Annotated in this window: 9 protein-coding genes and 1 pseudogene; 3 read left to right on the top strand and 7 right to left on the bottom strand. The window is 73.8% G+C overall.

Going from position 1 to position 12,776, the window contains the following annotated elements; all coding sequences use genetic code 11:
• Nucleotides 1–23: 23 nt before the first annotated feature.
• Nucleotides 24–1,619, top strand: a complete 1,596-nt coding sequence (locus tag AB0O40_RS22685) for a penicillin-binding transpeptidase domain-containing protein (RefSeq protein ID WP_365044553.1) — start codon at nt 24–26, stop codon at nt 1,617–1,619.
• Nucleotides 1,620–1,645: 26 nt separating this feature from the next.
• Here AB0O40_RS22685 and AB0O40_RS22680 read toward each other — a convergent pair whose 3' ends face one another.
• From AB0O40_RS22680 to AB0O40_RS22665, 4 genes are all read right to left on the bottom strand, one after another.
• On the bottom strand, nt 1,646–2,815 hold the full coding sequence (locus tag AB0O40_RS22680) for a serine hydrolase domain-containing protein (RefSeq protein ID WP_365044629.1): 1,170 nt from the start codon (nt 2,813–2,815) through the stop codon (nt 1,646–1,648).
• 112 nt (nt 2,816–2,927) lie between these two features.
• Nucleotides 2,928–3,713, bottom strand: coding sequence for an ABC transporter ATP-binding protein (locus tag AB0O40_RS22675; protein WP_365044550.1), 786 nt, complete (start codon nt 3,711–3,713; stop codon nt 2,928–2,930).
• Nucleotides 3,698–4,462: a cobalt ECF transporter T component CbiQ gene (gene cbiQ / locus AB0O40_RS22670; RefSeq protein WP_365044547.1), complete on the bottom strand. Its 765-nt coding sequence runs from the start codon at nt 4,460–4,462 to the stop codon at nt 3,698–3,700. The genes AB0O40_RS22675 and cbiQ overlap by 16 nt, the downstream gene beginning before the upstream one ends.
• Nucleotides 4,463–4,464: 2 nt before the next feature.
• Entirely contained in the window at nt 4,465–5,556 is a 1,092-nt protein-coding gene (locus AB0O40_RS22665; RefSeq protein WP_365044544.1) for an energy-coupling factor ABC transporter permease, read from the bottom strand.
• A 220-nt stretch (nt 5,557–5,776) separates the two neighbouring features.
• Between AB0O40_RS22665 and AB0O40_RS22660 the strand changes: the two genes are divergently transcribed.
• Nucleotides 5,777–6,214, top strand: coding sequence for an SsgA family sporulation/cell division regulator (locus AB0O40_RS22660; RefSeq protein WP_365044541.1), 438 nt, complete (start codon nt 5,777–5,779; stop codon nt 6,212–6,214).
• An 8-nt stretch (nt 6,215–6,222) separates the two neighbouring features.
• On the opposite strand, the gene AB0O40_RS22655 is transcribed toward AB0O40_RS22660, so the two are convergent.
• Together AB0O40_RS22655 and AB0O40_RS22650 are read right to left on the bottom strand one after the other, a co-directional pair.
• A complete protein-coding gene (locus AB0O40_RS22655; protein ID WP_365044538.1) occupies nt 6,223–8,418 on the bottom strand; it encodes an MMPL family transporter in 2,196 nt (731 codons plus the stop codon).
• Nucleotides 8,419–8,539: 121 nt separating this feature from the next.
• On the bottom strand, nt 8,540–9,130 hold the full coding sequence (locus AB0O40_RS22650) for a TetR/AcrR family transcriptional regulator (protein ID WP_365044535.1): 591 nt from the start codon (nt 9,128–9,130) through the stop codon (nt 8,540–8,542).
• Between the two features lie 210 nt (nt 9,131–9,340).
• On the opposite strand from AB0O40_RS22650, the gene AB0O40_RS22645 reads away from it, so the two are divergent.
• Entirely contained in the window at nt 9,341–12,616 is a 3,276-nt protein-coding gene (locus AB0O40_RS22645; protein WP_365044532.1) for a S41 family peptidase, read from the top strand.
• Nucleotides 12,617–12,683: 67 nt separating this feature from the next.
• Here the strand turns inward: AB0O40_RS22645 and AB0O40_RS22640 are convergent.
• Nucleotides 12,684–12,776: pseudogene (locus AB0O40_RS22640) on the bottom strand (hypothetical protein); the annotation flags it as partial.

The following is a 12,776-nucleotide window of genomic DNA, read 5'->3' as shown; positions in this document are numbered from 1 at the left end:
AAATCTCTGGGGAGGGGTTCGTGATGAGGGGTGGGGTCAAGGCCTCGATCGTGGGCGGGGTGTTCCTGGCCATGGCGGGCGGAGCGGGGCTGGGGGTGTACAGCCTGCTGGCGCCGGTGGGGGCGGACCATCCGACGGGTCCGCCGAGCGCCGAGGAGGCGGCGCGGACGGCGAAGGACTTCCTCGCCGCCTGGGCCGCGGGGGACCAGCGCGCGGCCGCCGGTCTGACGAACAACCCGGAGGCCGCGCAGACCGCGGTGGCGGAGTACCGCGACCGGGCGCACATCACCAAGGCGGTGATCACCCCGGGCCCGGTGGTGAACGACCGGGTGCCGTTCACCGTGCGCGCCGAGGTCTCGTACCAGGGGAAGACCAAGCCGCTGCAGTACTCCTCGGCGCTGTCCGTGGTGCGCGGGCTCACCAGCGGGGACCCGCTGGTGGACTGGGTGCCGTCGGTGATCCACCCGCAGCTACAGGCCGGGGAGAAGCTGCGCACGGGCGAGCCCGAGCAGCCGCCGGTGGTGGCGGTGGACCGGCACGGGAAGGTGCTGAGCGGCGAGAAGTACCCGTCGCTGCGGCCCCTCCTGGACGGTCTGCGCAGCAAGTACGCGGGGGCCGGCGGCAGGGGCGGCGCCGAGCTGTGGATCGAGTCGGCGCTGGCGGACGGGCCCCGGCGGACCCTGCTGACCGTCGACCCGGGCGTACCGGGGCAGGTCCGGACGCTGCTGGACGCGGGGGTGCAGGCGGCGGCCGAGCGGGCGGTGGCCCGGCACCCGGAGTCCTCGGTGGTGGCGCTGCGGCCCAGCACGGGCGAGGTGCTGGCGGTGGCGAACCACCGCGGGGACGGCTTCGACGCGGCGCTGCTCGGCACCACGGCCTCCGGCTCCACGCTGAAGATCGTGACGGCGGCGATGCTGCTGGACCGGGGCGTGGTGGCCGCCGACAGGACCGCCGAGTGCCCGGAGTCGGTGTCCTGGTACGGGAAGTCCTTCCGGAACCAGGGCGGGTTCTCCTCGGCCGGGCGGCCCTTCGCCGACAGCTTCGCGCGCTCCTGCAACACGGCCTTCATCAAGCAGATCAAGAAGGTGGACGACGAGTCGGCGCTGGCCGACGAGGCCCGTGAGGTCTTCGGCCTGGGGCTGGACTGGCAGACGGGCGTGCCGACCTTCGACGGGGACGTGCCGGCGGCGACCGGCGCCGAGGCGGCGGCCGAGTACATCGGCCAGGGCCGGGTCCGGATGAACGCCATGACCGTCGCCTCCATCACGGCCACCGCCAAGACGGGTGCCTTCCGGCAGCCGGTGGTGGTCTCCCCGGAGGTGGACCACCGTACGGTCGCCACGGCCGAGCGGGCCATGAAGCCCTCGGTCTCGGCGCAGCTGCGGCAGATGATGCGGCGGACGGCGGCGAGCGGGACGGCCGCCGGCGCGATGGCCTCGGTACCGGGCCGGGACAAGGGCGCCAAGACCGGCTCGGCGGAGGTGGACGGCGCGGCCAACCCGGACAGCTGGTTCACCGCCTGGCGCGGTGACCTGGTCGCGGCGGCCTACGTCGCGGGCGGCGGCCACGGCGCGGACGCCGCCGGCCCCCTGGTCGCCTCGGTCCTCTCCGCGGACTGATCCCGCTCGTCCGGCCGGCCCGGGCCTCAGGCCACCGTCCGCAGGGCGGCTATCAGGGCCTGGGCCCGGGGGTCGGCGGTCACCGAGCCGGCGTGGCTGTTGGTCACGTAGCCGAAGCCCAGACCCGCCTCCGGGTCGGCGAAGCCGAGGGAGCCGCCGCGGCCCGGGTGGCCGTACGAGGCCGGGGAGTACAGCGGCGAGGCCGGGCCGTGCAGCATGTACCCGGGGCCGAAGCGGGTGTTCACCACGAGCACCCGGTCCGGCCCAGCCGCCTCCTCGGTACGGGCCAGCGCCGTGGTCGCGGGGGCGAAGAGCCGGCCGGCGCCCTCGGTCTCCCCGATGGTGGCGGCGTAGAAGCGGGCCAGGCCCCGGGCGGTGGCGATGCCGTTGGAGGCCGGCAGCTCGGCGGCCCGGAAGCCGGGGTCGTTCTCGTCGGGCAGCGGGTCGATGGCCCCGAAGGCCCGCCGGGTCAGCGAGTCCGGGTCCGCGTAGGCGGCGGTCACCGTGCGCCGGGGGCGCAGCTTGAGGGCGCCGGCGGCGGGCGGCGGGGGCGTGACGGCGGCGACCCGGCCGACCCGGTGGGTCAGCTCCGGGGGCAGCCCGATCCACAGGTCCAGGCCGAGCGGGCCGGCGACCTCCTCGGCGAACCAGCGGCCGAGGGTGCGGCCGGTGACCCGCCGGACCAGCTCGCCGAGCAGCCAGCTGAAGGTCTGCGCGTGGTAGCCGTGGTCGGTGCCCGGTTCCCACCGGGCGCTCTGCTCCGCGACCGCCCGGGGCCCGGAGTGCCCGTCCTCGGCCTGTGCCGGGGTCAGGGGGGTGTCCAGGGCCGGCACGCCCGCCTGGTGCGAGAGCAGGTGGCGGACCAGCGCCCGCTCCTTGCCGCCCGCCTTGAACTCCGGCCAGTACGTGCCCACCGGCGCGTCCAGGTCGAGCAGGCCGCGCTGGTGCAGCAGCAGCGGGACGGCCGCGGCCGCGCCCTTGGTGCCCGAGCGGAGGACCTGTGCGGTGTCCTCCTCCCAGGGTGCCGAGCCGGGGCCGCCGTCGGCGTCCCGGAGGCCGCCCCACAGGTCGACGACCTTGCGGCCGTCGCGGTAGACCGCCACCGCCGCGCCGCGGTCGCCCCGCTCGGTGAAGTTGCGTACGAAGGCGTCCCTGACGGGCTCGTATCCCGCCGCCACGCCGCCCTGGACGTCCACGTCCGGCTCCCTGCTGTCCGTGCCCGGCACCCCGGTGGTGCCGTACACAACATGGTGCAACGTGAAACGATCCGGCTCGCTTCCGGGTCGGCCCCTACTGGGGTCGCCAGGACTAGCTCGGGACGGCCACGCTGCGCGGGTCGAAGCCGAAGGGCAGCTCGAGGCGGTGCGCCCGCATGGTCTCCTCGTCGCAGAGCAGGTCCCGGGTGGGGCCGTCGGCGGTGATGACGCCCTCGCTGAGCACCACCGAGCGGGGGCAGAGCTCCAGGGCGTACGGCAGGTCGTGGGTGACCATCAGCACGGTGACGTCCAGCGAGCGCAGGATGTCGGCGAGCTCGCGCCGGGAGGCCGGGTCCAGGTTGGAGGAGGGCTCGTCCAGCACCAGGATCTCGGGCTCCATGACGAGCACGGTGGCCACGGCCACCCGGCGGCGCTGCCCGAAGGAGAGGTGGTGCGGCGGCCGGTCGGCGAACTCCGCCATGCCGACCTGCTCCAGCGCCCGGTGCACCCGGGCGTCCAGCTCCGCGCCGCGCAGCCCGGCCGCGGCCGGGCCGAAGGCCACGTCCTCGCGGACGGTGGGCATGAAGAGCTGGTCGTCGGGGTCCTGGAAGACGATCCCGACCCGGCGGCGGATCTCGGCGAGGTGCCGCTTGGCGACCGGCAGCCCGGCGACGGTGACGGTGCCCACGCCGCCGCCGAGGATGCCGTTGAGGTGCAGGACGAGGGTGGTCTTCCCGGCGCCGTTGGGGCCGAGCAGCGCGACCCGCTCGCCCCGGTGGACGGTCAGGTCCACGCCGAAGAGGGCCTGGTGGCCGTCGGGGTAGGCGAAGGCGAGCCCGGCGACCTCGAGGGAGGGGGCTTCCGTGGCGGCGGTCCGGTCGGTCACAGGGTCATCCATCCGGTCAGGCAGACGGCGAGGGCCGCCGCCGGCAGTGCGGCCGCGTACGCCCACTGGGTGCGCGAGGCGGCGAGGTCGTCGATCACCGGCATGGTCCCGGTGTAGCCCCGGCTGACCATGGCCAGGTGCACCCGCTCGCCCCGCTCGTAGGAGCGGATGAAGAGGGCGCCCGCGGTCTTGGCCAGCACGCCCCAGTGCCGTACGCCGCTGGCCTCGAAGCCGCGGGAGCGGCGGGCCACGGACATCCGGCGCAGCTCGTCGCTGATGACGTCGCCGTACCGGATCATGAAGCTCGCGATCTGGACCAGCAGCGGTGGCAGCTTGAGCCGCTGGAGGCCCAGGAGCAGTTCGCGCAGTTCGGTGGTGGCGGCCAGCAGGACCGAGGCGGCGACCCCGAGGGTGCCCTTGGCCAGGACGTTCCAGGCGCCCCAGAGGCCGGAGATGCTCAGCGAGGTGCCCAGCACCTCGACCCGCTCGCCCTGGGCGACGAAGGGCATCAGGACGGCGAAGAGGACGAACGGCACCTCGATCAGCATCCGGCGGCCGATGAAGCCGGCCGGGACGCGGGCCGTCGCGGCCACCCCCGCGAGCAGCAGGGCGTACAGGGCGAAGGCCCAGACGGCCTCGCGGGGGGTGGCGACGACCACCACGACGAAGCAGAAGACCGCGGCCAGCTTGCAGTGCGGCGGCAGGTGGTGGACCGGTGAGTGGCCGTGCCGGAAGAGCTTGTGGGCGTGGCCCGCGCCCACGGTCAGGCCGCCGTCGGGGCGTCGGCCGTCCGGGGGGTGCCGGCGTCCTCGGGACGGCGGCGGCGCAGCGCCCAGAAGACGCCGCTGCCGACGGTGACGGTGGCGCCGACGCCGATCACACCGGCCAGGCCGCCGGAGAGGCGGGCATCGGCGATGTCCTTGACGCCGTAGTCGGCGAGCGGGGAGTCCTTGGCGGCGTGCGGCTCGACGTGCCGGTCAATTCCCTTGTCGGCGGCGACCTTCTCCAGGCCGTCCGGGCTCGAGGAGGCGTAGTACGAGACGAAGCCGGCCAGGGCCAGGGCGGTGACCAGGCCGGTGGCCCACACCCTGCGGGTGGAGCGGGCGGCGGCGGGCACCGCGGCCGGCGCGGCGGCGGGCGCGTCGACCAGCGCGCCGCCGACCCGGAGCTTGAGCGGCACGGACAGGCCCCGGGCGCCGTAGACCAGGTCGGGCCGGACGGCGAGGACGGCGCCCACGGTCAGGGAGGTGATGAAGGCCTCGCCGATGCCGATCAGGACGTGCACGCCGACCATGGCGGTGAGCACCTTGCCCACCGGGACGTCGGTGGTCCCGCCGATGGCGTAGAGCAGGGTGAAGAATCCGGCGGCGGCCGGCACCGAGACCAGCGCGCCGGTGAAGGCGGCGACGGTGACCGAGCGGCGGCTGCGCGGCAGCACCTTCACCAGGCCCCGGAAGATCGCGTAGGAGACCAGGACGGTCACCACGCCCATGGTGGAGATGTTGACGCCCAGAGCGGTCAGGCCGCCGTCGGCGAAGAGCACGCCCTGCATCAGCAGGACCACCGCGACGCACAGGATGCCGGTGCAGGGGCCGACGAGTATCGCGGCCAGGGCGCCGCCCAGCAGGTGTCCGCTGGTACCGGCGGCGACCGGGAAGTTGAGCATCTGCACCGCGAAGATGAAGGCGGCCACCAGGCCGGCCAGCGGTGCGGTGCGGCCGGCCGCGTCGGGCAGGCCGGTGCTGTCGGCCAGCTCCCGCCGGGCCCCGCGCAGGCTGACGGCCACGGCTCCGGCGGCCACCACTCCGGCGGCCACCGAGACGGGTGCGTTGATGAATCCGTCGGGGACGTGCATGGGTGCTCCGCTTCTTGCTGTGGCCTCGGCTCCGGCCGGCGTTCTCGGCCGGACTGGGCAAACGCTTGATGATAGGACCTACCTGCAAACAGGTGGCAAGAGCGTCCGCGGTTCAAGAAAGCGCCCGGAGGGGGCGCACTTCGCACCCCGCACCTTTACATCGGACATATGCGACATTTGAAGAAGGTGTCCGCCTGTCGCGTCGTGAGGAGCCGGGACTGTGAGTTCGCCGATCGAAGAGCGTGTCCGCGGCCGGGTCGTCACCGACGACCCCCTCTACCGCGCGATCCCGGTCGCGCTGCGGTTCGCCCCCGCCGAACCGCTGGCCGTACGGATCGTCTTCCCGGCCGGCGTCTCGCCGGAGGGTACCGAGAACGAGTGGGTGCTCTCCCGGACCACCCTGGAGACCGGCATCCAGTCCCCCACCGGCACCGGCGACGTCCGGGTCTGGCCGTGCGGGCGGGTGCAGACGGTGGTCGAGTTCCACTCCCCCGACGGGGTCGCCGTGGTGCAGTTCGACACCTCGGCGCTGCGCCGCTTCCTGCGCCGGGCGCACGCCGCCTCGCCCGCCACGGCCGGCACCTCGCCCCGCCCCGCGTATGCGCGAACGGCCCGGCCGCACCTCGATGGTGCGACCGGGCCGTCCGTTGCGCGGTGACCGGCTGATCAGACGCGGACCAGCTCCCGCTCCTGGTCCGGGTCGGCCTCGCCGGCGTCGCCGAGGTGCTTGCGCAGCCCCTCGCCCTCGACGTCGACGTTGGGCAGCAGCTTGTCCAGCCACGCCGGCAGCCACCAGGCGCGGTGGCCGAGCAGCGCGAGCACGGCCGGGACGATCGCCATGCGGACCACGAAGGCGTCGAAGAGCACCGCGATCGCCAGGCCGAAGCCGATCATCTTGACCATCTGCTCGCTGGAGCCGATGAAGCCGGAGAAGACCGCGATCATGATCACGGCGGCGGCCACGACCACCCGGGCGCCGTGCCGGAAGCCGGTGGTGATGGCCTGGCCCGGGCGCTCGCCGTGGACGTACGCCTCACGCATGCGGGTGACCAGGAAGACCTCGTAGTCCATCGCGAGGCCGAAGACCACGCCCACCATGAAGATCGGCATCATGCTCATGATCGGGCCGGTCTGCTCGACCCCGAAGAGCGAGGCCAGCCAGCCCCACTGGAAGACCGCGACCACCGCGCCGAGCGCCGCGACCACCGAGAGCAGGAAGCCGAGGGCGGCCTTGAGCGGCACCAGCACCGAGCGGAAGACGATCATCAGCAGCAGGAAGGCGAGGCCGACCACCAGCGCCAGGTAGGGCACCAGCGCGTCGTTCATCTTCTGCGAGAAGTCGATGTTCATCGCGGTCTGGCCGGTGACCAGGACGTCGTCGGAGCTCTTCGCGCGGATCTCGTGGACCAGGTTCTCGGTGGCCTCCGAGGAGGGCCGGTCCTTGGGGATCACGGTGATCATCGCGGTGTCGCCGGCCTTGTTGAGGGTCGGCGGGGTGACCGCGACGACCCCCTTCATGCCCTTGATCTGGTCGACCGCGTGGTCCGCGGCGGCCTTGTCGCCGTCCACGACCACCAGCAGCGGGCCGTTGAAGCCCGGGCCGAAGCCGTCGGAGAGCATGTCGTAGGCCTGGCGCTGGGTGGTGCTGACCGGCTGGGCGCCGTCGTCCGGCAGGCCCATCTCCAGCTTGGCGGCCGGCAGCGCGATAGCGCCGAGGCCGAGGACGCCGACCAGCAGGACCATCACCGGGCGGCGCAGCACGAAGCTGGCCCAGCGGGTGCCCATGTTGGGCTTGTCGACCGCGTCGGAGGCCTTGGCCCGGCCGCCGCCGAAGAGCTTGCTCTTGGAGCCGATCGGCAGCACCCGGCGGCCGGCGAAGCCGAGCAGCGCGGGGATCAGGGTGAGCGCGACCAGGACCGCGATGACCACGGTGCCGGCGGCGGCGAAGCCCATCTTGCTGAGCATCGGGATGTTGACCACGGCCAGGCCCGCCAGGGCGATCACCACGGTCAGACCGGCGAAGACCACCGCGGAGCCCGCGGTGCCGACGGCCCGGCCGGCGGCCTCCTCGCGCTCCCGGCCCTCCGCCAGCTCCGCGCGGTAGCGGGAGACGATGAAGAGCGCGTAGTCGATGCCGACCGCGAGGCCGATCATCATCGCGAGCGTGGAGGTGGTGGAGCCCAGGTCCAGGACGTTGGCCAGGGCCGTGATGGTCGAGACGCCGATGCCGACGCCGAGCAGCGCGGTCAGCAGCGGCAGACCGGCCGCGATCAGCGAGCCGAAGGTGATGACCAGCACGATGCCGGCGATCAGCACGCCGATGGCCTCGCCCGCGCCGTTCTCCGGCACGGCCATGAGCGCGTCGCCGCCGATCTCGACCTTCAGGCCGGCGGCCTGGGCGTCCTTCGGCGACTCCTTGAGCGCGTCACGGGTCTCGTCGGTCAGCTCCATCCCGCTGACCTTGTAGGTGACCTGCGCGTAGGCGGTCTTGCCGTCGTGGCTGACGGCGTCGCCCTCGTAGGGGTCCACCACGCGCTCGACCTGGCCCGAGCCGGACTTCAGGTCGGCGACCACCTTCTCGACCGCGGCCTTCTCGGCCGGGTCGGTGATCTTCTTGCCCGCGGGGGCCTTGAAGACGACGCGCGCGGTGGCGCCGTCCGCCCGGGAGCCCGGGAAGCGCTGTTCCAGCAGGTCGAAGGCCTTCTGGGCCTCCGTGCCGGGTATGGAGAAGGAGCCGGAGGTGGGGGCCGCGGCCGAGGACGCGCCGAAACCGGCGAGCACCAGCAGCGCCACCCAGACGAGGGCGACGAGGCGTCGGCGCTTGAAGGCGCCCCTGCCGAGTCGGTAGAGGAAGGTCGCCACGAGGTGGGTCTCCCGTTCAGGTCGTGGTGTGGATCAGGGCATGCGGAAGCCGGCCCGACGACGAGAGCGGCGTGTCAGGTGGTCCTGTGGAGCGGTGCGGGCGCCGGGGGCGCCCGCGGGTTCAGACGCCGAGGGCGGGGAAGACCACGGAGTCGATGAAGTCCGAGAGGAAGGCCTGGTCCGGAGTGCGGTCCTCCATCAGCGGCAGGGCGATGAAGGCCCCGATGAGCATGTGCGGCACGAACTTCAGCGCGGGACAGCCGGCGCTCACCTCGCCCCGGTCCACGGCCCGCCCGAGCATGGCGTTCAGGCCGGTGATCTCGGGCTCCATGAGCAGTTCCCGGAGCGCCCTGTGGAGCTCGGGGCTGGTGTGCACCGCATGGGCCAGGCCCCGCATCAGCGCGGTGTCCTTCGCCATCTGCGCGTCGTCGGAGTTCGCGACCATCACCGCGAAGTCCCCGCGCAGCGTGCCCGTGTCGATCTCCCGCAGGGAGACGGGCTGGGTGCAGCGCAGCGCCTTCGCGACCAGTTCGGGCTTGCTCCCCCACTGGCGGTAGAGGGTGGCCTTGCTGGATTTCGTCCGGCTGGCGACGGCGTCCATGGTCAGCGCCTCGTAACCGACCTCGCGCAGGAGTTCGAGTACGGCCTCGTGCAGCTCGGCCTCCCGCTCCGGGGTGATCCGGCTGCGCCGTGCGGCGCCCGTGTCGGCCATCTTCCCGACTCCATCCGAACGAAACTGTTTCGTACCGCTAAGACGATACCCCGGCCCCTCCAGAGAACGAAACCGTTCCGTTTCGTTTGCGAGGTGGCCTCGGTCACGCCCCGACCGCCGCTGCCGTGCGCCTCCAGTGCGCCGGCCCGCGCGCTCATGCGTTCATCCGTACGAGTTGCCGGGCCCCTCCCGCGCGGAAAGCATTGGGGGGTGAGCCACGACCTCGCGTACCTCCGGTTCCCGCACCTGCACGACGACCTGCTGTGCTTCGCAGCCGAGGACGATCTCTGGATCGCCCCGCTGGTCCCCGAGGGGGAGAGCCCGGGCCGCGCCTGGCGGCTCACGGTCGACCGCACCCGGGTCGGCCACCCGCGGTTCTCCCCGGACGGCCGCCAGATCGCCTTCACCACCTGGCGCAGCCTCGACCCCGAGATCCACCTCGCACCGGTGGACGGCGGCCCGGCCCGCCGGCTGAGCTACTGGGGCTCCACCGACACCCGCGTCTGCGGCTGGACCCCGCCGGACCAGGACGGCCGCAGCGACATCCTGGCGGTCTCCTCGCACGGCCAGCCCTTCTCGTACTACTCCTGGGCCTACACCCAGTCCACCGACGGCACCCCCGGGAAGCGGCTGCCCTGGGGGCCGGTCTCCGACCTGGCCACCGCCGAGCTCGACGGCGAGCGGCGCACCCTCCTCCTCACCGGCAAGCCGCCGCACGAACCGGCCGCCTGGAAGCGCTACCGCGGCGGCGCGACCGGCCGGCTGTGGCTGCACGGACAGCGGCTGCTGCCGGACATCGGCGGGCACCTGGAGAGCCCGATGGTGGTCGCCGGCCGGATCGCCTTCCTCTCCGACCACGAGGGCATCGGGAACCTCTACTCCTGCCGGCCCGACGGCACCGACCTGCGCCGGCACACCGACCACGACGAGTTCTACGCCCGGCACGCCGCCAGCGACGGGCGGCGGGTGGTCTACCAGTGCGCGGGCGAGCTGTGGCTGGTGGACTCCCTGGGGCCGGACGCCGAGCCCCGGAAGCTGGCCGTCCGGCTGGGCGGCTCGCGCACCGGCCGGCGGACGTACTCGGTCTCCGCCGCCGCCCACGTCGACTCCCTCTCGGTGGACGCCACCGGCCGGGCCAGCGCCGTGGTGGTGCGCGGCTCGCTCTACTGGCTCACCCACCGCGACGGGCCGGCCCGCACCATCGCCGACACCCCCGGCGTGCGGGTGCGGCTGCCCGAGATGCTGGGCTCGGGCGGGCAGGTCGCGTACGTGACCGACGCCGAGGGCGAGGACGCGATCGAGATCGCCTACCTGCCCCGGGCCAGCGGCGACCGGGAGCCGCGCCGGCTGGCCTCCGGCGAGCTCGGCCGGGTCCAGGAACTGCTCTCCGACCCCGACGGCGAGCGGCTGGCCGTCGCCTCCGACGACGGCCGGCTGCTGCTGATCGACGCCACCGAGGACTCGACCGGCGGGGTCAGCGAGCTGATCCGGTCCACCAACGGCCCGGTGCGCGACCTCGCCTTCTCCCCCGACGGGACCTGGCTGACCTGGTCGCACCCGGGCATCGGGCGCTCGCTGCGGCAGATCAAGATGGCGCGGATCGCGGGCCCCGGCGCCCGGGTGATCGTGGACGTCACCAACGGCCGCTTCGAGGACGAGAACCCGGTCTTCACCCGGGACGGCCGCTACCTGGCCTTCCTCTCCTGGCGCGGCTTCGACCCGGTGTACGACGTGCACACCGGCGACCTGTCCTTCCCGCTCGGCTGCCGCCCGTACCTGGTGCCGCTCTCCTCGGCCACCCCCTCGCCCTTCGCGCTGCTGCCCGACGGCCGGCCGGCGGCGGGCGGGCTGGACCCGGCGGACACCGAGGGCGCCGCCGAGGGCGCGGTGACCGTGGAGGTCGAGGGGCTGGAGAACCGCGTCACCCCCTTCCCGGTGGCCGCCTCCAAGTACTCGGCCCTGTACCCGGTCAGCGGCGGCGGGCTGGTCTGGCTGCGCTGGCCCATCTCGGGCGCCCTGGGCGAGACCTTCGCCAACCCGGCGGACACCTCCGGCAAGCCCAGCCTGGAGCACTTCGACATCACCAAGGCCCGCAAGGCCGAACTGGTCGGGGACCTCGACTGGTTCGCGGTCAGCGGGGACGGCAGCCGGCTGGTGGTGGTCGACGACGCCGAGCTGCGGGCGGTGCCCGCCACCGAGTCGGGCGACGGGGACTCCACGGTCTACCTGGACCTGCGGCGCATCCTGCACGAGGTCGACCCGGCGGCCGAGTGGCGGCAGGCGTACGAGGAGGCCGGGCGGATCATCCGGGCGTACTTCTGGGACCCGAAGATGTGCGGCATCGACTGGGACGCGGTGCTGACCCAGTACCGGCCGCTGGTGGAACGCGTCGCCTCCCCGGACGAGTTCGCCGACCTGCTGCGCGAACTCCTGGGCGAGCTCGGCACCTCGCACGCCTACGTCTCCCCCGCCCGGCGCAACGAAGGCCCCCCGCACTACCAGCGGGCCATGGGGCTGCTGGGCGCCAACCTGGTCTGCCGGGACGGCGCGTGGACGGTCCGGCGGATCCTGCCGGGCGAGTCCTCCGACTCCAAGGCCCGCTCCCCGCTGGCCGGCACCGGCATCCGGGACGGCGCGGTGCTCACCCACGTCGACGGGCGGGCGGTGGACCCGGTCGCCGGCCCCTACCCGCTGCTGGCGGCGGCCGGCGGCACCACCGTGGAGCTCACCTTCGAGCCCGCCCAGGGCGAGGGCCGCTCCCGCCGGGTGGCGATCGTGCCGCTGATCGACGAACGGCCGCTGCGCTACCAGGACTGGGTGGCCAAGCGCCGCGCGGTGGTCCGCGAGGTCAGCGGCGGCAAGTGCGGCTACCTGCACATCCCCGACATGGGCGGCTCGGGCTGGGCGCAGTTCAACCGCGACCTGCGGCTGGAGGTCTCCCGGCCGGCGCTGATCGTGGACGTCCGGGGCAACGCCGGCGGGCACATCAGCGAGCTGGTGGTCGAGAAGCTGACCCGGCGGATCCTGGGCTGGGACCTGACCCGCAACGCCCAGGCCGTCTCCTACGCCTCCAACTCGCCGCGCGGACCGGTGGTGGCGCTGGCCGACGAGGCGACCTCCTCGGACGGCGACATGATCACCGCGGCCTTCCGGCTGCTGGGGCTGGGCCCGGTGGTCGGCCAGCGGACCTGGGGCGGGGTGGTCGGCATGACCGGCCGGCACACCCTCGGCGACGGCACGGTGATCACCGTGCCGATGAACGCCGCCTGGTTCGACGAGTACGGCTGGTCCGTGGAGAACCACGGCGTGGAGCCGGACCTGGAGATAGAGCGCACCCCGCTGGACTGGGCCGAGGGCCGGCACGCCCAGCTCGACGACGCGGTGCACCTGGCGCTGGAACTGCTGGAGCGGCGGCCGGCCTCGGCGCCCCCCGGCTACAGCGACGTACCCGACCGGCGGCGGCCGAAGCTGCCGCCGCGCCAGTGAGGACGGGCCCCCGGGGCCCCCGCGAACGGCTCTCCCGAGCCGGGCCTGACTGCTACCAGGCCGATGCCAGGATCAGGTGGTTGTCGGTACCGCCGGAGACCAGGTCGAAGCCCCGCTCCAGCAGCGCCGCCGCCAGCGCCTTCGCGTTGGCCACCACCTG

It is taken from the genome of Streptomyces sp. NPDC089919 (assembly GCF_040684615.1).
GTDB lineage: Bacteria > Actinomycetota > Actinomycetes > Streptomycetales > Streptomycetaceae > Streptomyces.
This window is presented reverse-complemented; position numbering and strand designations above follow the sequence as displayed.

Excerpts from the sequence above, each read along its gene's own strand:
- AB0O40_RS22685 (WP_365044553.1), top strand. The coding sequence starts at position 24 with ATGAGGGGTGGGGTCAAGGCCTCGATCGTGGGCGGGGTGTTCCTGGCC.
- AB0O40_RS22675 (WP_365044550.1), bottom strand. The coding sequence starts at position 3,713 with ATGGATGACCCTGTGACCGACCGGACCGCCGCCACGGAAGCCCCCTCC.
- AB0O40_RS22665 (WP_365044544.1), bottom strand. The coding sequence starts at position 5,556 with ATGCACGTCCCCGACGGATTCATCAACGCACCCGTCTCGGTGGCCGCC.
- AB0O40_RS22650 (WP_365044535.1), bottom strand. The coding sequence starts at position 9,130 with ATGGCCGACACGGGCGCCGCACGGCGCAGCCGGATCACCCCGGAGCGG.